Below are 20,297 nucleotides of genomic sequence, written 5' to 3'. Positions count from 1 at the left end.
CGCGGGCGTGCTGGTACTGGCCCTCGACACCGCGACGACCGTCGTCACCGCCGGTCTCGTCGACCTCCGCCCCGACGCCGCGCCGGTGACCGTCGCCGCCCGCGCGCACGACGGCCGCCGGCACGGCGAGCTGCTGATGCCCGCGGTCCGCGCGCTGTGCGCCGAGGCGGGCCGTGCGCTCACCGAGGTCGAGGCGCTGGTCGTCGGCGCCGGACCGGGCCCGTTCACCGGGCTGCGGGTCGGGATCGCCTCGGCCGCCGCGCTCGGCCACGCCCTCGACGTGCCCGTGCACGGTGTCGTCACCCACGATGCGATCGCGTGGAGCGCAGGCGGAACGCACATCGACACTGCCTGGGGGCTGCACACCGGCGGGAACCTCCTGGTCGTCACCGACGCCCGGCGCAGGGAGGTCTACTGGGCCGCCTACGACGCCTCCGACCCCGCCGACGCCCACTCGGTCCGCAGGCTGTCCGGTCCCGCGGTCGAGGCCCCGGAGGCGCTGGCCGCGCGCCTGGACGAGCTGGCGATCGGCACCGTGATCGGTGATCCGGCGTTCGCCGACCGGCTCGGTCGCGACATCGGCGGCCCCGGCGCCCCGACCGTCGAGGGGCTGGTCGGCGTCGCCGCGGCGGACCTGCTCGCCGGCCGGGCCCCCGCCCCGGTCGAGCCCCTCTACCTGCGCCGCCCGGACGCCGTCGAACCGACCGGGCGCAAGCGCGTCACCGCATGAACGCCACCGTCGCGCTGGGCCCGCTGTACCGGTCCGACGCCCGGCGCTGCGCGGAGCTGGAGCAGATCCTGTTCCCCGGGGACGACCCGTGGACCGCGCAGGCCTTCCGCGCCGCCGTGACCTCCGGGCAGCTCTACCTCGCCGCCCGGGCCGGGGACGAGCTGGTCGGCTACGCCGGGCTCGCCGTCGTCGCCGGGCCGCCGATGGCCGAGGCGGAGGTGCACACCATCGGCGTCGATCCGGCCTGGCAGGGCCACGGCATCGGCCGCGCCCTGCTGAACGGGCTGCTCGCCGTCGCCGACGAGCTGGCGGCCACGGTGTTCCTGGAGGTCCGCACCGACAACGAGCCGGCCCGGGCCCTCTACGAGAGCGCCGGGTTCACCGTCGTCGGGGTGCGCAAGCGCTACTACCGGCCGTCGATGGCCGACGCCTACACGATGCGCCGCGACCGCGTGCGCACGCCCGCTCAGGACGTCGCGGACAGGTAGGACAGCAGGCGCAGCTCGTCCTCGGTCAGCTCCAGGGTGAGCATCGGCAGCAGCTGCTCCAGCTGCTCGGGATTCCGCGCGCTCGCGATCGGCGCGGTCACCGCGGGCTGTGCGGCCAGCCAGGTCAGCGCGATCGCCGGGACCGGCACGCCGTAGCCGGCGGAGATCTCGTCGAGCCCGGCCAGCACGGCGCGGCCGCGGGAGTCCAGGTACGCCGCCGCGCCCTCGGCCCGCGGGCCCTCCGGCGCGGGGGAGTCCGGCCGGTACTTGCCGGTGAGAAAGCCCTTGGCCAGCCCGAAGTAGGGGTGGACGGCCAGCTTCTCCGACTCGGCGAGCGGGGCCAGGCCCGCCTCGAAGTCGTCGCGCTCCATGAGGTTGTAGTGCGGCTGGATGGCGCTGAACGCGGTCAGCCCGTCGCGCGCGGAGATCTCCAGCGCCGACCGCAGCCGCTCCGGGCTGAAGTTCGACGCGCCGATCTCGCGGACCAGCCCCTCGCGGACCAGTGCGTCGAACGCGTCGAGGGTCTCCTCCTGCGCGGTCGCCTCGTCGTCGCGGTGGGCGTAGTACAGGTCGATCCGGTCGGTGCCCAGGCGGCGCAGCGAGTCCCGCGCCGCCGCCGCGATGTTCTCCGCCGACAGACCCTCCCGGCCGGGCAGCGCGCCGACCTTCGTCGCGAGGTGCAGCGCGTCGCGGTTGCCGCGGGCTGCCATCCACTCGCCGAGGATCGTCTCGGACTCGCCGCCGGAGTTCCCCGGTGCGCGCCACATGTAGGAGTCCGCGGTGTCGATCATCCGTCCGCCGGCGGCGACGAAGGCGTCGAGGACGGCGAAGGAGGTCTCCCTGTCCGCCGTCCAGCCGAACACGTTCGCGCCGAGAACCAGGTCAGCCACGTCGCCGAACCTACTCCTCAGACGGGCCGCAGGCCGGGCCGCCGGTCCTCGGTCACGAACCGTCCGCGCGTCTGCACCGGGGCGCCCGGCTGCTTCACGAACGGCACCACCTTGAACTCGGCCTCCATCCGGTCCGCGGTGAACCGGGTGCTGACGTAGCCGCGGCGGTTGTTGTGGAACCGGATGTGCGGGTTCTCGGCGAGGACGGTGTCGGAACCGTTCTGCTTCTCCGAGCCGTCACCGCCCGAGGTGATCGAGCTGGACACCAGCTCGGTGCCGACCACCGGCGAGGCGGGGTCGTCGAAGCGACGCTTGACGTCGGCCCCCCAGTGCGCGTGCACGTCACCGGTGAGCACCACGAGGTTGCGGGCCCGGCCGCGCTGCGTGGCCGCGACCCAGGAGTCGACGACGCGGTCGCGCGAGCCGGGGTAGCCGTCCCACGCGTCCGGGTTGAAGCCGCGCCCGGCGCCCGGGGTGTAGTCGACCTGGGAGAAGAACACCTGCTGGCCGAGCACGTCCCAGCGGGCGCGGGAGCGGGCGAAGCCGTCGGCGATCCAGTGTTCCTGTGCCGAGCCGGGCAGCGAGCGGGCCGGGTCGGTGCGTTCTGCGCAGTCACTGCGGAAGGTGTCGCCGCAGGGCTGGTCGCCGCGGTACTGACGGGTGTCGAGCATGTGGAAGGTGACCAGCCCGCCGTAGCCGACGCGCCGGTACAGCCGCATGGCCGCGCCGCGGGGGCGCTGGGCGGCGCGCAGCGGCATGTTCTCCCAGTACGCGCGGAACGCGGCGGCCTTGCGGGCGGTGAAGTCGCCGGGTGGGTCGATCGGCAGCTCCCGGACGTCGCCGGCCCAGTTGTTCTCGACCTCGTGGTCGTCGAACACGACCAGCCAGGGCGCGGCCGCGTGGGCGGCCTGCAGGTCGGCGTCGGCGTGGTACTGGGCCAGGCGCTGCCGGTAGCCGGCCAGCGTCGTCGTCTCCGGGCTGGCGTGGTCGCGCACGTTCCCGCCGGGCGCGACGTAGTCCTTCGCCGGGTACTCGTAGATGTAGTCGCCCAGGTGCAGCAGGACGTCCGGGCGCTCCTCGGCCATCCGCCGGTACGCGGTGAACCAGCCGTGCTCGAACTGGGAGCAGGAGGTGAAGGCCATGTGCACCGGCGTCATCGAGGCCGGCGGGGGCGCGGTCCGGGTGCGGCCCGCGTCGGAGACGGTGCGGCCCACGCGGAAGCGGTAGTGGTAGTCGCGGCCCGGGCGCAGGCCCGGCACCTCGACGTGCACGCTGTGGCCCGCCTCCGGCCCGGTGCGGACCCGGCCGCGACGCACGACGCGGGTGAAGCGCTCGTCGTCGGCGATCTCCCACTCGACGTCGGTGGCGCGGTTCCCGACACCGCCCAGGCCGTCGTCGGCGAGGGGGTCGGTGGCGAGCCGGGTCCACAGCACGACCGAGGTCGCGTCGGGTTCCCCGGAGGCGACGCCGAGACCGAACGGGTCGCCGGGCGGCCGGGCCGGTGCGGGCCCGGGCGCCGCGACGGCGGCGCCCGGCAGCAGGGGTGCGGCGGCGGTGACGGCGGCGGCGGTGAGTCCGGCGCGCAGCAGCGAACGGCGGGAGGTGACCACGATGTGCAGTGCAACGTTCCCGATCGAGTGACACCCGGCGGCCCGGCGACGAGGACGTGAACAACGGGCGACGACCGGGAACTCCGGACAGTCCCGAACGGTGCGGTTGAGCCCCCGCTCGGCTTCTGGCACTCTCATGGATAGAGTGCCAATGCGCGCGGCGGACGACCTCCGCTCCGACACCCGCGACGGCGGGGCGGGAGTCGTCACGTGCGCGCTGCTGACACCGCTAGAGAACCCGTGACACCGGATTCACCCCAGGAAGGGGAGGTCATCGTCGTGGCGAACATCAAGCCGCTCGAGGACAAGCTCGTCGTCCAGGCCAGCGAGGCGGAGACCACCACCGCCTCCGGCATCGTCATCCCGGACACCGCCAAGGAGAAGCCCCAGGAGGGCAAGGTCCTGGCCGTCGGCCCGGGCCGGGTGGACGACAACGGCAACCGCGTCCCGCTCGACGTGGCCGTCGGCGACGTCGTCATCTACTCGAAGTACGGCGGCACCGAGGTCAAGTACAACGGCGAGGAGTACCTGATCCTCTCCGCGCGCGACGTGCTGGCCGTCGTCAACTGACGCGAGCCATCGCCTGACGTACCGCCCCGGGTGGTCCACCCCACGGTGGTCCGCACCGGGGCGGTCGCGTTTCTCCCCCGAGAACCAGAGCGAAACTCCGAGAGGTAGCGAGAACAAGACATGGCGAAGCAGATCAGCTTCGACGAGGACACCCGTCGCGCGCTCGAGCGTGGCGTGAACCAGCTCGCCGATGCCGTCAAGGTGACGCTCGGCCCGCGTGGCCGCCACGTCGTCATCGACAAGAAGTTCGGCGGTCCGACCGTCACCAACGACGGCGTGACCATCGCCCGTGAGGTCGACCTCGAGGACCCGTTCGAGAACCTCGGCGCCCAGCTGGCGAAGACCGTCGCGACCAAGACCAACGACGTCGCCGGTGACGGCACCACCACCGCCACCGTGCTGGCCCAGGCCCTGGTGAAGGAGGGCCTGCGCAACGTGGCCGCCGGTGCCGCGCCGTTCGCCCTCGGCCAGGGCATCGCCGCCGCGTCGGCGAAGGTCTCCGAGGTGCTGCTGTCCAAGGCCACCCCGGTCGACGCCAAGAGCCACATCGCGCAGGTCGGCGCCATCGCCTCGCGCGAGCAGGAGATCGGCGACCTGATCGCCCAGGCGATCAACACCGTCGGCAAGGACGGCGTGATCACCGTCGAGGAGGGCTCCACGCTCTCCACCGAGCTGGAGATCACCGAGGGCCTGCAGTTCGACAAGGGCTACCTGTCGCCGTACTTCGTCACCGACTCCGAGTCCATGGAGGCGGCGCTCGACGACCCGTACATCCTGCTGCACCGCGACAAGATCAGCTCCATCCAGGACCTGCTCCCGCTGTTGGAGAAGGTGCTCGGCGAGGGCAAGCCGCTGCTGATCATCGCCGAGGACGTCGAGGGCGAGGCCCTGTCCACGCTGGTCGTCAACTCGATCCGCAAGACCGTCAAGGTCGCCGCGGTCAAGTCGCCGTTCTTCGGTGACCGCCGCAAGGCGTTCATGGACGACCTCGCGGTCGCCACCGGCGGTCAGGTCATCAACCCCGAGGTCGGCCTGAAGCTGAACGAGGCCGGGCTCGAGCTGCTGGGCCGCGCCCGCCGCGTCGTCGTCACCAAGGACGCCACCACGATCGTCGAGGGCGCCGGCGCCAAGGCCGACGTCGAGGGCCGTGTCGCGCAGCTCAAGCGCGAGATCGAGGAGTCCGACTCCGACTGGGACAAGGAGAAGCTCCAGGAGCGCCTGGCCAAGCTCTCCGGCGGCGTCGCGGTCATCAAGGCCGGTGCCGCCACCGAGACCGCGCTCAAGGAGCGCAAGCACCGCATCGAGGACGCCGTCGCGGCGACCCGTGCGGCGGTCGAGGAGGGCATCGTGCCCGGCGGCGGTTCGGCGCTGGTGCACGCCGCGGCCGAGCTCGACGGCGGCCTGGGCCTGACCGGGGACGCCGCGACCGGTGTCGCGATCGTCCGCAAGGCCCTGTCGGCCCCGCTGTTCTGGATCGCCGAGAACGGTGGCGACGAGGGCGCGATCGTGGTGTCGAAGGTGGCCGAGGGCGGCTGGGGGACCGGGTACAACTCGGCGTCCCGCACCTTCGGGGACCTGCTCGCCGACGGCGTCATCGACCCGGTCAAGGTGACCCGGTCGGCCGTGGAGAACGCCGCGTCCATCGCGCGCATGGTGCTGACCACCGAGAGCGCCGTGGTGGACAAGCCGGAGGAGGCCGACCCGGCCCCGGCCGGTGGCCACGGGCACGGTCACGGGCACTGAGCCCTGGCTCAGCTCCACCCCGAGCACGACGACGGCGGGCGACCCGAGGGTCGCCCGCCGTTGTGCGTTGCGGGGCAGGAAGTGGATGTGCCGTCCGTCGGGAGATGGGAGCCCCCGTCGGTCGGGGCTCTCAGGCGGTGTGGACGGGAATCTCCACCGGCTGGACGGCCGCCTCGGCGGCGACCTTGAGCGTGCGGCGCGGACCGCGGATGATCGCGTCCCGCTCGGACTCCGACAGGCCGCCCCAGATGCCGTAGGGCTCGTGCACCTTGAGTGCGTGCTCGCGGCACTGCTGCACCACGGGGCACTCGGAGCAGACCTGCTTCGCTCGGGTCTCGCGACGGGCCCTGGCGGGACCGCGCTCACCCTCGGGATGGAAGAAGAACGCGCTGTCCATCCCCCGGCAGGCTCCCTCCATCTGCCAGTCGTAGATGTCGGCGACCGGGCCGGGAAGCCTCCGGATGTCCGCCATGTTCGTCACCTGCCTTCGCTATCGAACCTGACGACGCTCAGATTCCCTGGCCACGGCGGCCGCAAACCTGATTCGAGGTGAACGATGGTGCACGTCCGACAGGGTGGTGCAGACCGAGAGCCGTCGGCCGGGATCCGGGCCCTGATCACCGGGGCGGCGACGGACCGGGAGGTGGCCGGGGCGGCGCGCCCGGACGGGGCACCGGAGCTGCGGTGGGCGGCCGCGGTCGCCCGGGGCGGCTCCGGGCACTACGCGGCCGCGGCCGCGCTGCTCGACGGGGTGCGCCGTGACCCGGCGGCCGGGGTGGTGCCGCGGGCACACGCGACCGTCACCCGGGCCTCCCACCTGCGGCAGCTCGGCGGGCACCGCGCCGCGGCCGCGCTCGACGGCGCCGCGCTGCGACTCGTGCTGCCGGACGCGGGGACCCCGCGTGACCCCGGGCCGTGGGGCCTCGACCGCGCCGCGGCCGTCGCCGACGCGCTGACCGGTCTCGCCGCCGACGCGCTCGGTCGCCTCGACGTCGCGACCGCCGCCGCGCTGCTGCGCTGGGCGCGGCCGTGGTGCGGCCCGCAGGGTCACCGCACCCGGGTCCGGTACGGATGGGTGCGGGCGGAGACCGCGCTGGTCGCGGGGGACCCGGCCGCGGCGCTCGCCGCCGCCGACGAGGCACTGGCCGGGGCGCTGGCGCTCGGGTCCACACGGCACGTGCTCAAGAGCCGTCTGGTCCGGGCGGTCGCCGCCGGGGTGGCGGGGCGGGACCGGGCGGGCGCCGTCGCGGCGCTGGACGCGGTGGCCGCGGACGCGCTCGCACACGGGCTGCTCCCGCTGCACCGCCCCGCGCTGCTCGCCCGGGCCGACCTCGCGGGGCCAGGGCCGGACGGGGCATCGGAGCCGGCCGGGGGTGGCCCGGATGCCGTACCCGTCGGGCCGCACCGCGGGCGGGCGGGGGCCGATCGGGCGACGCCGGACGCCGGTTCCGGACCGGTCGCCGCAGCGCGACACGCCGGAGCGTCACCAGTCGATACGCGCAGTCGCCGAGCGGATGCGGAGGGTCGCCGACATGCGGTGTTGCACACGGTGAGCGTCCTCTATACGCGAAGTGACCGTAGCGGGCGGGACCTGCTGCGGGAGTAGTGCCCGAAGTCCGGTCCGGACGATGTACCGTATGGACTACTCCATTCGGCGACGCTTCACCCACATGACGCTGAGGCACGTGGATCAGCGCGCCGAACGGAGGGCACAAAATCGCCCCGACCGTGTCAAGGTGAGAGTGTCACCCGCCGATTCGGAGGGTGAAGAATCACCCGGCTGCAGGAAGCTGCAGGAAGGAATCGTCGTGACGACGGTACTCATCTGCGACGATCGTCGCAGCGTCCGCGAGGGACTGACTCGCGTCATGTCCGCGGTCCCGGGGGTCCAACGCATCGACTGCGTCGCCCACGGGGACGAACTCCTCGCCCGCTACGCCCGCCAGTCCGTCGACGTCGTCCTGGTCGGGACGCAGCGTGCTGTGCCCACCGGGGTGGAGGCCACCCGCCGACTGGTGGCCGCTCACCCGCAGGCCAACGTCATCGTCTTCGGAGCCCCGGACGACGCCGGCAGCATCGCCGCCGCCATCGCCGGTGGGGCGCGCGGTTACCTGCGCTGGGACGCCTCGCGTCCCGAGCTGGTCGCCGCGCTGGCACACACCCTGGCCAGCACCTCGGTGCCGACCCCGCGCGTCCCCACCGACCCGGGGGTCCAGCTCACCGAGCGCGAGCTCCAGGTACTGCGCGGGATGAGCCAGGGCAAGAGCAACGGCCAGATCGGCCGCGAGCTCTACCTGTCCGAGGACACCGTGAAGACCCACGCACGCCGGCTGTTCCGCAAGCTCGGCGTCCGTGACCGCGCGCAGGCCGTGGCCCACGGCTTCCGACGCGGCCTGGTGTCCTGACCGGGTCCCCACCCGGAACGGCACGACCCCGCACCGCCGAGCGACCGACCCCGAACCGGCCGCTCCACCCCACCCGCGCGCGGGTGGGCATCGTGAGCCGGACCGACCCCCGCGGTCCGGCTCCACGCCCCGGACCCCCGTGTCCGGACCCCACGCACACGGGCCGCTGCCGACCTCGCGGCCCGCACCCGGGACATCGCGCCCGGGTCGTCCGCACCGACCGGCTCCGGCCGGTCCGCCGCCCCGCCGACGGGACGCCGGTCGTGCTCCCCGCGACCGGACCCCGCCGAATCCCACGACCGGGACGCCCGCCCGGCAGGTGACCGACCCCCGCCGGCGTGTGACGGTCCCCGCCGGGCACGCGGGCGGCCCCGGGCCGAGGGCGACGACGGATGCGCCGGACGTCGTAACGGCGGCCTCCGATCGGCCCTCGCTCGGCGAGCGGTCGACGGGACGCCGGGAACTGTCACCCGGTGTCCCCCACGTCCCTGGGATCACACGCGTCACCGCAGTCCCGCGACCTCGACGACGACCGTCCGGATCCCGCGCCGAACCGGACGCGACCCGCGCCGGGCGGTCCACCGCCGGTGATCGGACGCGGACGATCTTCACTGCGTCCGGTGACCGCATTCTGCGGTGGGTGACGAACCGCTTGCCGACCGTGGTCGCCCCGTGGACGTGTTGCGGACGGGCCCCGCGCAACCCGGAACTGTGCACGATCGTCTGATCTGGCATGGAGCGACTCCCGTCGGCGAGTCCCGCTCGGATACGGTGGATCCGAGCCGATCTCACCTGCGCGAACGCGGGTTGCTTCCACGATCGGATGACACTGCTGGATGCTCGTAACGCCTGGGCGGTTCCCCACGATGAGTGAATCAAGAGACGTTCCCGACGAGTGGATCGAAGCCGCCATGGCCGGCGACCGGTCCGCGGTCGAGCGCGTTCTCGCCATGATTCGGCCCCTCGTCGTGCGCTACTGCCGCGCCCGACTCGGGACCGACCGAGGGTCCGTCTCGGCGGACGACGTCGCCCAGGAGGTCTGCGTGGCCGTGCTCACGGCGTTGCCGGGGTACCGGGTGCAAGCGCCCGTTCCTCGCCTTCGTCTACGGCATCGCGTCCCACAAGGTCATCGACGCGCACCGGGCTGCGTCCCGGAACCGCTCCGAACCGATGGCCGACGTGCCGGACCGCATGGAGTCCTCCGACGGCCCCGAGTCCCGGGCCCTGCAGGTGGAACTGTCGCAGGAGATGTCCAAGCTCCTGGAGATCCTTCCGGAGAAGCATCGGGAGATCATCGTGTTGCGCGTGGTCGTGGGACTGTCCGCGGAGGAGACCGCGGCGGCTGTCGGCTCCACTCCGGGCGCCGTCCGCGTCGCCCAGCACCGGGCGCTGGCCCGGCTGAGGAAGATGATGAGTGAGCAGGTGGTCCGGGATGCGTGACCAGGGTCCGCACGGTCCGGGCTTCCCCCCACCCGGTGAGGGCTGGGAGCGTCCGCCCGCGCCGGTGACGCGTGGCCGCTTCGGCGAGCCCCGCCCGCCCCGCACCAACGGCCACTCCCACCCGCTCGGTCACCGGGGCCACCCGCTGCCGTTCGACGCGCACACCGTCCCGCAGCCGGTCGTGCGGCGGCACGCCGCCCGCGGCGACGACTGGGACGCCTTCGACGACATCGAGGACGAGGGCCCGGTCGACCTCGTCGAGCTCCAGGCCGACGACGAGCTGATCAACGCCCTGTCCTCCGGGCTCGGCGTGTCCGGGCCAGGCCGGCGCGGCTACGACGTCGACGACCACCTGGCCGCGATGCTCTCGTCGTGGAAGGACGGGGTGGACCGGGACCCGATCCCGCAGCTCGTCGACACCGACGAGGCCGTCCAGATCCTGCAGCCGGCGAAGCCGTCGCGGAAGGTCTCCTTCCTGCGCCCGCTCGTCGCCGCTGCGGCGGTCGCGGCGTGTGCGCTGGCCGTCGTGTCGATCAGCGCGCACGAGGCCCAGCCGGGCGACGCCCTGTGGGGGGTCTCCCGGGTGCTCTACAGCGAGCGCGCCGAGCAGGTGCAGGCGGCGGCCACGCTGCGCGAGGGCATCGAGCGGGTCAACGCCAAGCTCGCCGCCGGGGACACCGTCGGTGCGCAGCAGGAGCTCGCCGCGCTCGGCCCGCTGGTCGACCGCACCGCACCGGACGTGCGCGACGACTTCGAGCAGCAGAACCGCTTCCTGAGCCAGAAGGTCGCCGAGACCCCGCCGGGCACACCCACCGACCCGCGGTCGCCGCTGCGCGACGGGACCCCTGCCCCGCCGCCTCCGGTCACCGAGGGCGACGAGGACACCCCGACGCCGTCCCCGCCGCCGTCGGAGGGGACGACCACCCCGGGTGGTCCGACCTCGCCGGAGGGCACCACCGACCCGTCGGTGCTGAGCGGGCCGGGGGAGACGGCACCCACCCCGGCGCCGTCGCCGTCGGAGACCTCGCCGACGACGGAGGGCCAGGCGGACCAGACGACCCCGACGACCTCGCCCACGACCCGGCCCACCGCAGCCGGGGAGGGGCAGAGCGACCCGGCGGACGACACCACCCCGCCGTCGTCGACGACGACCGGCGCGGTGAGCAGCAGGCCGAACTGACGCCGAACCGACGCGATGACGCGGTACGGCACCGAGCACGGCGAAGGGCCCCGGAGGATCTCCTCCGGGGCCCTTCGTGTCTGGTGGGGTCGCGCCGGGCTCAGTCGGCGAGGGTCGCGTCGGCGTACCCGCGGCAGTACTCCCACGTGACGTAGTGCGCCGGGTCCGGGTCGTAGGCCGGCTCGTGCGGCCGCATCCGGCCCTCGTCGAGGAGCTGCTGCAGGCTCGCGCGCAGCAGGTTCCACTCGTGGAAGTGCTGCTCGCCGCAGTCGGCGCAGTCGACGACGATCCCGCGGACGCCGCGGCCCGCCAGCAGTGCCTGGTAGACGGCCAGGTCCGCCAGGTCGGCGAGGATCTCGCCGCGGTCGGTCTCGTTCAACGGGGTTACCTCCGGGTCACCGGAACCCGGCCACGCGCCGTCACCACGGTCGTCGTAGGCCTGCATCGACAGCGCAGGATCATCCGGGTCTCCGGCGAACGGGTCCGGTGGCAGCGCCTCTGGTGACACGGTGTACACGGTACCGGTGCGGGGGGTCGGGGCCCGGCCCACCCCGGGGTGGTGGACGTACGATGGCGGCCTGCGGCGGGAGCCCGCCGTCAGCGTCGACCGCAACGCCTCGACAACACTGCTTCGACCGCTAGAGGAGCCCCGGAGAGATGACGAGCGAGATGGGCGGCCTGCCGGACAAGTTCGCGATGCTCGGGCTGACCTTCGACGACGTGCTGCTGCTGCCCGCCGAGTCGGACGTGATCCCCAGCTCGGCCGACACCTCCAGCCAGGTGACCCGCCGGGTGCGGGTCCAGGTGCCGCTGGTGTCGTCCCCGATGGACACGGTCACCGAGTCCCGGATGGCGATCGCGATGGCCCGCGCCGGTGGTCTCGGGGTGTTGCACCGCAACCTCTCCCCGGACGCGCAGGCGGCGCAGGTCGAGGTGGTGAAGCGGTCCGAGGCCGGCATGGTCACCGATCCGGTGACCTGCAGCCCGGACGCGACCCTGGCCGACGTCGACGCGTTGTGCGCCAAGTTCCGGATCTCCGGCGTGCCGGTGACCGACGAGACCGGCCGCCTGGTCGGCATCATCACCAACCGCGACATGCGCTACGAGGTCGACACCGACCGGCCCGTGTCGGAGGTCATGACCCGCGCGCCCCTGGTGACGGCCAAGGTCGGCGTCACCGCGGAGGCGGCGCTGGGCCTGCTGCGCCGGCACAAGCTGGAGAAGCTGCCGATCGTCGACGGCGACGACATGCTGCGCGGCCTCATCACGATCAAGGACTTCAACAAGACCGAGCAGTACCCGCTGGCGACCAAGGACCCGGACGGGCGGCTCGTCGTCGCCGCCGCGGTCGGGGTCGGCGACGACGCCTACGCCCGCTCGATGCAGCTCGTCGAGGCCGGTGTGGACGTCCTGATGGTCGACACCGCGCACGGTCACTCCCGTCGGGTGCTGGAGACCGTCGCGAAGCTGCGCGCCGAGGTCGGCGACCACGTCGACGTCGTCGGCGGCAACGTCGCCACCTTCGACGGCGCCAAGGCGCTCGTCGAGGCGGGCGCGGACGCGGTGAAGGTCGGCGTCGGGCCGGGCTCGATCTGCACCACCCGGGTCGTCGCCGGGGTCGGGGCCCCGCAGATCACCGCGATCTACGAGGCCACCCGGGCGTGCGCCCCGGCCGGCGTCCCGGTGATCGGCGACGGCGGCATCCAGTACTCCGGCGACGTCGCCAAGGCGATCGCGGCCGGCGCGTCGACGGTCATGCTGGGCTCGCTTCTGGCCGGCACCGCGGAGTCGCCCGGCGAGGTCGTGCTCGTCGGCGGCAAGCAGTTCAAGACCTACCGCGGCATGGGCTCGCTGGGCGCCATGCAGGGCCGCGCCGGCGCGGCGGGCCGGTCGTACTCGAAGGACCGCTACGCCCAGGACGACGTGCTCAGCGAGGACAAGCTCGTCCCCGAGGGCATCGAGGGCCGGATCCCGTTCCGCGGGCCGCTGTCCTCGGTCGTGCACCAGCTCGGCGGCGGGCTGCGCTCGGGCATGGGCTACGTCGGCGCGCAGACCATCCCGGACCTGCAGCAGGCGCGCCTGGTGCGGATCACCGCGGCCGGTCTCAAGGAGAGCCACCCGCACGACATCACGATGACCGTCGAGGCCCCCAACTACGCCGCGCGGTAGTCACGGGGGCCCCAGCACCGCTCTGAGCAGCGCCGCTTAGGGTGGTGCCCGTGCGTGACCTCGTGGAGATCGGGATGGGCCGGGAGGCCCGTCGTGCCTACGACCTCGACCAGATCGAGATCGTCCCGTCGCGGCGGACCCGCAGCTCGAAGGCCGTCTCGACGGCCTGGCAGCTCGACGCCTACCGCTTCGACATCCCGCTGCTGACCCACCCCACCGACGCGGTGGTGTCGCCGGACTCGGCGGTGCGGATCAGTGAGCTCGGCGGTCTGGGGGTGCTGAACGCGGAGGGTCTGTGGGCCCGGCACGCCGACCCGAAGGGCGCCCTGGAGCGCATCGTCGCGGCGGCCACCGGCGACGAGCCGGACTCCGCGGTCGCCCTGCTGCAGGAGCTGCACCAGGCCCCGATCCAGCAGGACCTCATCACCGAGGCACTGCGCCCGCTGCGCGACAGCTCGCACACCGTGGCGGCGCGGGTCAGCCCGCAGCGCGCCCGCGAGCTCACCCCGGCGCTGCTCGCCGCGGGCGTCGAGATCCTCGTCGTGCAGGGCACGATCGTCTCCGCCGAGCACGTCTCGGACGGCGAGCCGCTGAACCTGAAGGACTTCATCGCCGACCTGGACGTCCCGGTCGTCGCCGGTGGTGTCGGGGACTACCGCACCGCGCTGCACCTGATGCGCACCGGCGCCGCCGGCGTGATCGTCGGGTACGGGCAGGCCACCTCGACCACCACTGACGAGGTGCTGGGGGTCGGCGTCCCGATGGCGACCGCGATCGTCGACGCCGCGGCTGCCCGTCGTGACTACCTCGACGAGACCGGCGGCCGGTACGTGCACGTGATCGCCGACGGCGGCATCGGCACCTCGGGTGACATCGCGCGTGCCGTGGCCTGCGGCGCCGACGCGGTCATGCTCGGCGAGCAGCTCGCCGAGGCCGCGGAGTCCCCGGCCGGCGGGCTCTACTGGACCTCCTCGGCGGCGCACCCGTCGCTGCCGCGGTCGGAGGTGACCGGGCTCGCCCGGTCCGGCCGGTCCCTGGAGCAGGTGCTGTTCGGGCCGACCGACAGCCCGTACGGCACCACGAACCTGTTCGGCGCGCTGCGCCGGGCGATGGCGAAGACCGGCTACTCCGACCTCAAGGAGTTCCAGCGGGTCGGGTTGAACCTGCGGACCTGAGCCGGCCCCCCGAGCCGTAGTTCCGCCGTCCGGCGGGACCACGAGCTGGTGGTCGTCGTCGCCGGTCAGCGCTCGCACTCTTCGTGCTCTGTCACTCAGGGCGAGTCAACACACTCAGGAACTCGTGGTTGACGAAGAGGGTCTCTCGACCGGCCTTGACGTCGTGGAGAAGGCCTGCCTCGACCAGGGCGTGCAGCCAGGTGGAAGCGGTCTGGCGCGATACGTCACACCGGCGTGCGACAGTGCTGATGCGGCAGTAGGGCTGTTCGAACAGCACGGCCAGGAACTGCGCGTCCCGTCCACCCGAGGTGGCAGCGCGAGCTCGCTCGGCGATGTCCTCCTGGCACGTGCGGATGGCTCCGATCTTTCGCGTCGTCGACACAGCGGACTCGCGGACGACGTCGAGCATGTAGAGGACCCACTCGATCCAGGCGCCGTCCTCTGTCACGGCTCGCAGGAGTCGGTAGTAGTCGTTCTTGCGGGCGATGATGGCGCGTGAGAGGTAGAGGATCGGGTCGTTCAACAGACCAGCCTCGATGAGCATCAGGATGTTGATGACGCGGCCGGTACGACCGTTGCCGTCGTGGAAGGGGTGGATGGCCTCGAACTGATAGTGGCCCACCGCCATGCGCACCAGTGGATCGAGATCGTCGTCAGCGTGGACGAAGCGTTCCCAAGCCGAGAGCTTGTCGCGAATGAGGTCCGCACCCTCGGGCGGTGCGTACACGACTCGCCGTGTGGCCGGGTTGGCGATGCGCGTGCCGGGCACCGCACGAACGTCTATCTCCCGGCCCTGCAACTCGGAGCAGATTCGAGCTGCTGTCACAGACGTGAGCGGCCGGTCCCTGATCGACTCGACCCCTGCGAACAGCGCGCTGCGGTAGCGCAGTGCCTCCGTGGTGGCATGATCTCCCCCGCCGGAGTCGACGTGCTTGAACAGCTCATCGGCCGTGGTCACGATGTTCTCGATCTCGGAGCTGGCCTGCGCCTCGAGTAGCGGGACAGCATGGAGCAGGATGTTCGGGTTCGGCAGGAACTGGCCGGCCTGGGCGAGTGTCGCCAGCGCTGTTCGGGCTTCGATGGTCGCTTTGAGCACGGGCTTCGGCTCGAGGTCCAGTCCGGCCGGCGGCAGCGGGGGCAGATCGTTGAAGGAACGTCGGGGCTCCAGGGCACGCGTCGACTCCTTCACCTCATCCGTTCCACACGTTAAAAAATTCGGATGAACCTAACACGTTGGCCGGACGTGTCAGGTCTCGTGACACGTCCACGCCACGCCTTGCCCGACTGATCCTGGTCGCGTCCCACGGCTCTCGGCCTCCGAGCCGTTCTTCGTGTCGTCGGGGCGACCGGCCGCTCACTCCTCCCCGAGGTACTCGCGGACCGGGCCGAACAGATCCGGCATCAGCTCGCTCAGCTCGACCGGGGACACCCACCGAACCTCGGCCAGCTCTTCCGGCGCCGCGACCGGCTCGACCTCGCCGACGGGGCGACACGCAACGTAGACCATCAGCCGTCCGGTCCGCGGGTGGCGACGGCGCCCGATCTCAGTGACGACGTCGACCACGAGGCCCGTCTCTTCGGCCGTCTCCCGCACGGCGGCCGCGGCAGGGGTCTCGCCCTGCTCGACCTTTCCGCCTGCGAACACCCACAGCGGGATGCCATCAGCCCGGCGGCCGACCAGGACGCCGTGCGGGCCACGAACCACCGCGACTGCAATCAGCTGCTGATCCACCGGTCGAGTAGATCAGCACCACCACGCGCGGGCGCAGTAGCCGCCGGTCAGCGGTCGTGTCCTCTCCTCGTCGTCGTTGTCGCAGGCAGCGACGAGGGAGCCGATGACGACAAGCGATGCGAGCAGGGGAGTGCTGGGTCACCCGGTGACGGCGGCGACGAACTCCACGGCCCGCTCCCGCAGCCCGGCCCGTCGCTCGTCGACGGTCGTGCCGGGGGTGGGCTTGAGCGCGGCCGTGGCCGTCTCCACACGGACGTGCTCGGCGCAGGCGAGGTCGGCGCAGATGTAGGTGCCGACGGTGTCGCCCTGGCGTCCCTTCGCCCCGCGCCGGGGAGCGGCGAACAGCGCGACCCCGCCGACGGTGTGGGTGGTCCGGCACAGCGCGCACATCGCGGCGGACCGGGCGCCGCCGGAGGCTGCGCGCAGGACGACACCGGCCGGGCCGTCGTCGGTCGGGACGAGCAGTACCCCGCGGTCGGGGGCCTTCGGGTCACGCCAGCCGCGGACGTCGTCGAGCCGGTCCGGGTCCAGGTCGCGGACCCACGCGGGCAGGACCAGCCGCGTCGCCTCCCCCTTGGAACAGTTGGTGAGGGCGCGGCGGATCCGGGTCTCGGTCGGGCTGGTCACGGCGGACCACGCTAGGCGCCTCCGGTGACGGCGGTCGAACGGGTTTCGCCGCGGTAGGTTCGGGGGTGACGCCGTCGTCACCCCAGGAGGAGCCCGCCGATGAGCCGCCCCACCGCCGGAGCCGCCATGGGCGGCGGACGTGCCTTCGTCGACGCGACCGGGACCCCGGTGCCGCTGCGCGGGCCGGTCGTGCGGGTGGTCGCGACCGATCCCCGGGTGGGGGAGCTGCTGCTGGAGCTGGGCGCGCAGCTGGTCGGCTGCGCGGGGACGCTCGACGGCGTCGACCCGGTCGGCGAGGACCGCAGCCCGGATCCGGAGGCGGTGCGGGCGCTGCGCCCGGACGCGATCGTCACCGGGACGGCCGGGGGCCGGTACGACCTGGCCGCCCCGGCCCTGCTCGGCCGGCTGCGCGACATCGCGCCGACCGTCGCGGTCGACCTCGGGCGACGCGCGGCGAGCGCGGCGGACCTGCGGGCGCTGCTCGGGTCGGTGCAGCCGCCGCCGCTGCGGTCGCGCGGGCGGCACGAGGAGTGAGGGTCAGCCCGCCAGGACGGCGCGGACCCGGTCGGTGACCGCGGTCAGGTCGTCGCGCACCAGGTTCGCCTGCGTGGTGAACACCGACAGCTGGGACGGGTCCAGCGCGAGCGCCCCGGAGGTCCCCGCGGTGGCGGCGGCGGCGCCGTGGTCGAGCAGCGCGGCCCAGGACGTCTGGGCGGCGGCGTCGGGCACGGCGTCGTAGGCTCGCGCGGCGTCGACGGCGGTCCGCAGCCGTCCGCAGGCGACGGCGAGCGCCACCGCGTCCTGACGGCCCGCGGCGTCGGCGACCCGGGTGAAGCCGTCGCCGATCGCGGTGAGGTGGGTGAGGCCGCCGTTGTCGCGCCACGCCGTCATCGCGACGACCGGGTCCCCGGCCCACAGGCCGGTCCCGGCGGCGGACCCGACCAGCGACGCGGCGACGGTCTGCGGCAGCGGCGGGCCCTGGGGCACCGTCGCGCCGGACGCGGTCACGGTCTGCGGGGTGGGCAGCGGCGAGGTCGCCGGCGGGGACATGATCAGCCCTGCGGCGGCGATCGCGGCGGTGCCGGTGGCGGCGGCGCAGAGGAACACCGGCAGGACCCGGGCCCGGAAAGCGCGGGCCCGGGGGACGACCGGTGCCGCGGTCTCCCGGACCGGCTCCGCGGCCACGGGCTCGTCGACGGGGGCCAGGGTGGCGGCCGCGGTGGGCGCCGCGGTGGGCGCGGCGGCCGGGCGGGTCTCCTGCTCCGGCGCGGAGCGCTGGGCGGGGACGAGAGGCGCGACGGTCGTGGTGGTGCCGTCGACGGCCGGGTCGGCGGGGGTATCGCCGGTGCTGGTGCCGGTGGTGTGGCCGGTCGGGGTGGTGGCCATCGGGGCGTGCCTCCAGGTCGTACGGTGCCGTCATCCCCCCATCGGAGCAACCGGGCCTCGCCGTTACGCCGCACGCCTGCGGCCGGGCGGGGATCATCAGGATCGACGAGACGGTGCCGGGACGGTGCCGGGGCGGTACGGACGGCGGGTGACCTGCGTCGCCCGTTTACCCTGGTCGTGTGCAGACCCCGACCGTCCTCGTCGTGGACTACGGCGCCCAGTACGCGCAGCTCATCGCCCGTCGCGTGCGCGAGGCGGACGTCTACTCCGAGATCGTGCCCGCCTCCCTGCCCGTCTCCGAGATCGTGGCCCGCGAGCCCGCCGCGGTGATCCTCTCCGGGGGACCCGCGAGCGTGTACGCCGAGGGCGCCCCCGCGGTCGACCCGGCGCTGTTCGAGGCGGGCATCCCGGTGTTCGGCATGTGCTACGGCTTCCAGGCGATGGCCCGCGCGCTGGGCGGCGAGGTCGCCCACGACGGCACCCGCGAGTACGGCCGCACCGAGGTCGCGCTCACCGGCACCCCCGGCACGCTGCACGACGGCCTGCCGCGCACGCACCCGGTGTGGATGAGCCACGGGGACTCGGTGACCGCGGCGCCGGCGGGCTTCACCGTCACCGCCTCCACCGACCGGGTCGCGGTCGCCGCGTTCGAGGACACCGAGCGGCGCCTCGCCGGCGTGCAGTACCACCCGGAGGTCGGCCACTCCCCGCACGGCCAGGAGGTGCTCCGCCGGTTCCTGCACGACGTCGCGGGCATCCGCCCGTCCTGGACGACGGCGTCGATCATCGACGACACCGTGGAGGCGATCCGCGCCCAGGTCGGCGACGGTCGCGCGATCTGCGGGCTGTCCGGCGGGGTCGACTCCGCGGTCGCCGCCGCGCTCGTCCAGCGCGCCATCGGTGACCGGCTGACCTGCGTGTTCGTCGACCACGGGCTGATGCGGTCGGGTGAGCGTGAGCAGGTCGAGAAGGACTTCGTCGCCGCCACCGGCGCGACGCTGCACGTCGCCGACGCCGCCGACCGGTTCCTCGACGCGCTCGCCGGGGTCACCGAGCCCGAGCAGAAGCGCAAGATCATCGGCCGGGAGTTCATCCGGGTCTTCGAGGCGGCCACGGCGGAGGTCGTCGCCGACCACCACGTCGGGTTCCTCGTGCAGGGGACGCTGTACCCGGACGTCGTGGAGTCCGGCGGCGGTGACGGCACCGCGGTCATCAAGAGCCACCACAACGTCGGCGGGCTGCCCGACGACATCGAGTTCGAGCTCGTCGAGCCGCTGCGCGCGCTGTTCAAGGACGAGGTCCGGATGGTCGGCGCCGAGCTGGGGCTGCCCGAGGTCATCGTCGGACGTCAGCCGTTCCCCGGACCCGGCCTGGGCATCCGCATCATCGGCGAGGTCACCCGCGACCGGCTGGAGACCCTGCGCGCCGCGGACGCGATCGCCCGCGAGGAGCTGACCGCCGCCGGGCTGGACCGCGAGATCTGGCAGTGCCCGGTGGTGCTGCTGGCCGACGTCCGCAGCGTCGGCGTGCAGGGCGACGGCCGCACGTACGGCCACCCGATCGTCCTACGTCCGGTGTCCAGCGAGGACGCGATGACCGCGGACTGGACCCGGCTGCCCTACGACGTCGTCGAGCGGATCTCGACCCGGATCACCAACGAGGTGTCCGAGGTCAACCGGGTGGTCGTCGACGTGACGAGCAAGCCCCCGGGCACCATCGAGTGGGAGTGAGCCGGGGCCCGACGTAACAGGGGCGGGGCCGATGTCTCGGCCCCGCCCCGGCCAGCCCGGGCCTGTGCGGTGTCCGACCCCCGTCGGACGCCGCTGCCACGCGGGCGGCAGCGGGTCCGGCGGCGCTCCCCAGCCCGCCGGCTCCCGTGATGACCCTTTAGTACTGCAACGGCAGTTCGGCGTGTGGTGAGAGGCTGACGGCCGTTCGGCGGTGATGATCACCGCGTGGTTGATCTTGCCGGGTGGGTGGCCTCGTTGGACGCGGTGGTGGAGCTGATCTCTGGCCGTTTCCGCAGGGTCGAGCCGCGCCGGCGGGTCGGAACCTACCTGCGAGGCCTGCTCGCGGGGCTCGAGCGGAAGAACGGCTGGACCCTCGCCGAACACGCCGGGGCGATGTCGCCGGACGGGATGCAGCGGCTGCT

At 73.4% G+C, this 20,297-nt stretch carries 19 protein-coding genes and 2 pseudogenes; 13 read left to right on the top strand and 8 right to left on the bottom strand.

What is annotated here, in order from left to right; genetic code table 11:
• Positions 1-7 precede the first annotated feature (7 nt).
• Entirely contained in the window at positions 8-730 is a 723-nt protein-coding gene (tsaB, locus tag Ae505Ps2_RS02840) for a tRNA (adenosine(37)-N6)-threonylcarbamoyltransferase complex dimerization subunit type 1 TsaB (protein WP_075310192.1), read from the top strand.
• A complete protein-coding gene (gene rimI, locus Ae505Ps2_RS02835; protein ID WP_075553388.1) occupies positions 727-1,218 on the top strand; it encodes a ribosomal protein S18-alanine N-acetyltransferase in 492 nt (163 codons plus the stop codon). The genes tsaB and rimI overlap by 4 nt, the downstream gene beginning before the upstream one ends.
• Here the strand turns inward: rimI and Ae505Ps2_RS02830 are convergent.
• Both Ae505Ps2_RS02830 and Ae505Ps2_RS02825 read right to left on the bottom strand, forming a co-directional pair.
• The gene (locus tag Ae505Ps2_RS02830; protein WP_083695280.1) at positions 1,197-2,108 is read right to left on the bottom strand and encodes an aldo/keto reductase; all 912 of its coding nucleotides are present in this window, start codon (positions 2,106-2,108) and stop codon (positions 1,197-1,199) included. The genes rimI and Ae505Ps2_RS02830 overlap by 22 nt on opposite strands.
• 17 nt (positions 2,109-2,125) lie before the next feature.
• Complete coding sequence (locus Ae505Ps2_RS02825) at positions 2,126-3,718, bottom strand: alkaline phosphatase D family protein (protein ID WP_233147663.1); 1,593 nt, start codon at positions 3,716-3,718, stop codon at positions 2,126-2,128.
• Between the two features lie 273 nt (positions 3,719-3,991).
• Here Ae505Ps2_RS02825 and groES point away from each other — a divergent pair, with 273 nt between their 5' ends.
• Together groES and groL are read left to right on the top strand one after the other, a co-directional pair.
• Positions 3,992-4,288 carry a co-chaperone GroES gene (gene groES / locus Ae505Ps2_RS02820; protein WP_198932340.1) on the top strand — a complete coding sequence of 99 codons (297 nt, stop codon included), beginning with the start codon at positions 3,992-3,994 and terminating at the stop codon, positions 4,286-4,288.
• Between the two features lie 120 nt (positions 4,289-4,408).
• The gene (gene groL / locus Ae505Ps2_RS02815; protein WP_020623961.1) at positions 4,409-6,031 is read left to right on the top strand and encodes a chaperonin GroEL; all 1,623 of its coding nucleotides are present in this window, start codon (positions 4,409-4,411) and stop codon (positions 6,029-6,031) included.
• A gap of 130 nt (positions 6,032-6,161) precedes the next feature.
• Here the strand turns inward: groL and Ae505Ps2_RS02810 are convergent, their stop codons facing one another.
• Positions 6,162-6,503: a WhiB family transcriptional regulator gene (locus tag Ae505Ps2_RS02810; RefSeq protein ID WP_075310195.1), complete on the bottom strand. Its 342-nt coding sequence runs from the start codon at positions 6,501-6,503 to the stop codon at positions 6,162-6,164.
• A gap of 84 nt (positions 6,504-6,587) precedes the next feature.
• Here Ae505Ps2_RS02810 and Ae505Ps2_RS02805 point away from each other — a divergent pair, with 84 nt between their 5' ends.
• From Ae505Ps2_RS02805 to Ae505Ps2_RS02790, 4 genes and pseudogenes are all read left to right on the top strand, one after another.
• Entirely contained in the window at positions 6,588-7,637 is a 1,050-nt protein-coding gene (locus Ae505Ps2_RS02805) for a hypothetical protein (RefSeq protein WP_075333886.1), read from the top strand.
• Positions 7,638-7,839: 202 nt separating this feature from the next.
• A complete protein-coding gene (locus Ae505Ps2_RS02800) occupies positions 7,840-8,436 on the top strand; it encodes a response regulator transcription factor (RefSeq protein WP_010225624.1) in 597 nt (198 codons plus the stop codon).
• An 866-nt stretch (positions 8,437-9,302) separates the two neighbouring features.
• Positions 9,303-9,876 (top strand): annotated as a pseudogene (locus Ae505Ps2_RS02795) (sigma-70 family RNA polymerase sigma factor).
• Positions 9,869-11,056 (top strand): anti-sigma-D factor RsdA, encoded by a 1,188-nt coding sequence (locus tag Ae505Ps2_RS02790; protein WP_075553387.1) that lies wholly within the window; start codon positions 9,869-9,871, stop codon positions 11,054-11,056. Before Ae505Ps2_RS02795 ends, Ae505Ps2_RS02790 begins: the two are co-directional and overlap by 8 nt.
• 100 nt (positions 11,057-11,156) lie before the next feature.
• Here Ae505Ps2_RS02790 and Ae505Ps2_RS02785 read toward each other — a convergent pair whose 3' ends face one another.
• Positions 11,157-11,564 (bottom strand): DUF5319 domain-containing protein, encoded by a 408-nt coding sequence (locus Ae505Ps2_RS02785; RefSeq protein WP_083696187.1) that lies wholly within the window; start codon positions 11,562-11,564, stop codon positions 11,157-11,159.
• A 149-nt stretch (positions 11,565-11,713) separates the two neighbouring features.
• Here Ae505Ps2_RS02785 and guaB point away from each other — a divergent pair, with 149 nt between their 5' ends.
• Positions 11,714-13,225, top strand: a complete 1,512-nt coding sequence (gene guaB / locus Ae505Ps2_RS02780; protein WP_020622332.1) for an IMP dehydrogenase — start codon at positions 11,714-11,716, stop codon at positions 13,223-13,225.
• Positions 13,226-13,275: 50 nt separating this feature from the next.
• Positions 13,276-14,400, top strand: a complete 1,125-nt coding sequence (locus tag Ae505Ps2_RS02775; protein WP_075310199.1) for a GuaB3 family IMP dehydrogenase-related protein — start codon at positions 13,276-13,278, stop codon at positions 14,398-14,400.
• A gap of 91 nt (positions 14,401-14,491) precedes the next feature.
• Here the strand turns inward: Ae505Ps2_RS02775 and Ae505Ps2_RS02770 are convergent, their stop codons facing one another.
• The 3 genes from Ae505Ps2_RS02770 to Ae505Ps2_RS02760 all read right to left on the bottom strand — a co-directional run bounded on the left by Ae505Ps2_RS02770 (position 14,492) and on the right by Ae505Ps2_RS02760 (position 16,759).
• Positions 14,492-15,589: a Fic family protein gene (locus tag Ae505Ps2_RS02770; protein WP_212567604.1), complete on the bottom strand. Its 1,098-nt coding sequence runs from the start codon at positions 15,587-15,589 to the stop codon at positions 14,492-14,494.
• A gap of 165 nt (positions 15,590-15,754) precedes the next feature.
• Positions 15,755-16,132, bottom strand: a complete 378-nt coding sequence (locus Ae505Ps2_RS02765) for an NUDIX hydrolase (RefSeq protein ID WP_075310200.1) — start codon at positions 16,130-16,132, stop codon at positions 15,755-15,757.
• A gap of 138 nt (positions 16,133-16,270) precedes the next feature.
• Positions 16,271-16,759: an FBP domain-containing protein gene (locus tag Ae505Ps2_RS02760; protein ID WP_075333883.1), complete on the bottom strand. Its 489-nt coding sequence runs from the start codon at positions 16,757-16,759 to the stop codon at positions 16,271-16,273.
• Positions 16,760-16,858: 99 nt separating this feature from the next.
• Here Ae505Ps2_RS02760 and Ae505Ps2_RS02755 point away from each other — a divergent pair, with 99 nt between their 5' ends.
• Positions 16,859-17,293, top strand: coding sequence for a hypothetical protein (locus tag Ae505Ps2_RS02755; protein ID WP_020622337.1), 435 nt, complete (start codon positions 16,859-16,861; stop codon positions 17,291-17,293).
• Positions 17,294-17,296: 3 nt separating this feature from the next.
• Here Ae505Ps2_RS02755 and Ae505Ps2_RS02750 read toward each other — a convergent pair whose 3' ends face one another.
• Positions 17,297-18,145, bottom strand: coding sequence for a hypothetical protein (locus Ae505Ps2_RS02750; protein ID WP_075310203.1), 849 nt, complete (start codon positions 18,143-18,145; stop codon positions 17,297-17,299).
• Between the two features lie 179 nt (positions 18,146-18,324).
• Here Ae505Ps2_RS02750 and guaA point away from each other — a divergent pair, with 179 nt between their 5' ends.
• Together guaA and Ae505Ps2_RS02740 are read left to right on the top strand one after the other, a co-directional pair.
• Positions 18,325-19,875 (top strand): glutamine-hydrolyzing GMP synthase, encoded by a 1,551-nt coding sequence (gene guaA, locus Ae505Ps2_RS02745; RefSeq protein ID WP_075310204.1) that lies wholly within the window; start codon positions 18,325-18,327, stop codon positions 19,873-19,875.
• Positions 19,876-20,100: 225 nt separating this feature from the next.
• Positions 20,101-20,297 (top strand): annotated as a pseudogene (locus Ae505Ps2_RS02740) (IS701 family transposase); the annotation flags it as partial.

Source organism: Pseudonocardia sp. Ae505_Ps2, from assembly GCF_001932425.1.
GTDB lineage: Bacteria > Actinomycetota > Actinomycetes > Mycobacteriales > Pseudonocardiaceae > Pseudonocardia.
This window is presented reverse-complemented; position numbering and strand designations above follow the sequence as displayed.

Bases quoted from the DNA above. Each gene is read 5' to 3' on its own strand.
- rimI (WP_075553388.1), top strand. From the start codon at position 727: ATGAACGCCACCGTCGCGCTGGGCCCGCTGTACCGGTCCGACGCCCGG.
- groL (WP_020623961.1), top strand. From the start codon at position 4,409: ATGGCGAAGCAGATCAGCTTCGACGAGGACACCCGTCGCGCGCTCGAG.
- Ae505Ps2_RS02810 (WP_075310195.1), bottom strand. From the start codon at position 6,503: ATGGCGGACATCCGGAGGCTTCCCGGCCCGGTCGCCGACATCTACGAC.
- Ae505Ps2_RS02805 (WP_075333886.1), top strand. From the start codon at position 6,588: ATGGTGCACGTCCGACAGGGTGGTGCAGACCGAGAGCCGTCGGCCGGG.
- Ae505Ps2_RS02790 (WP_075553387.1), top strand. From the start codon at position 9,869: ATGCGTGACCAGGGTCCGCACGGTCCGGGCTTCCCCCCACCCGGTGAG.
- guaB (WP_020622332.1), top strand. From the start codon at position 11,714: ATGACGAGCGAGATGGGCGGCCTGCCGGACAAGTTCGCGATGCTCGGG.
- Ae505Ps2_RS02755 (WP_020622337.1), top strand. From the start codon at position 16,859: ATGAGCCGCCCCACCGCCGGAGCCGCCATGGGCGGCGGACGTGCCTTC.
- Ae505Ps2_RS02750 (WP_075310203.1), bottom strand. From the start codon at position 18,145: ATGGCCACCACCCCGACCGGCCACACCACCGGCACCAGCACCGGCGAT.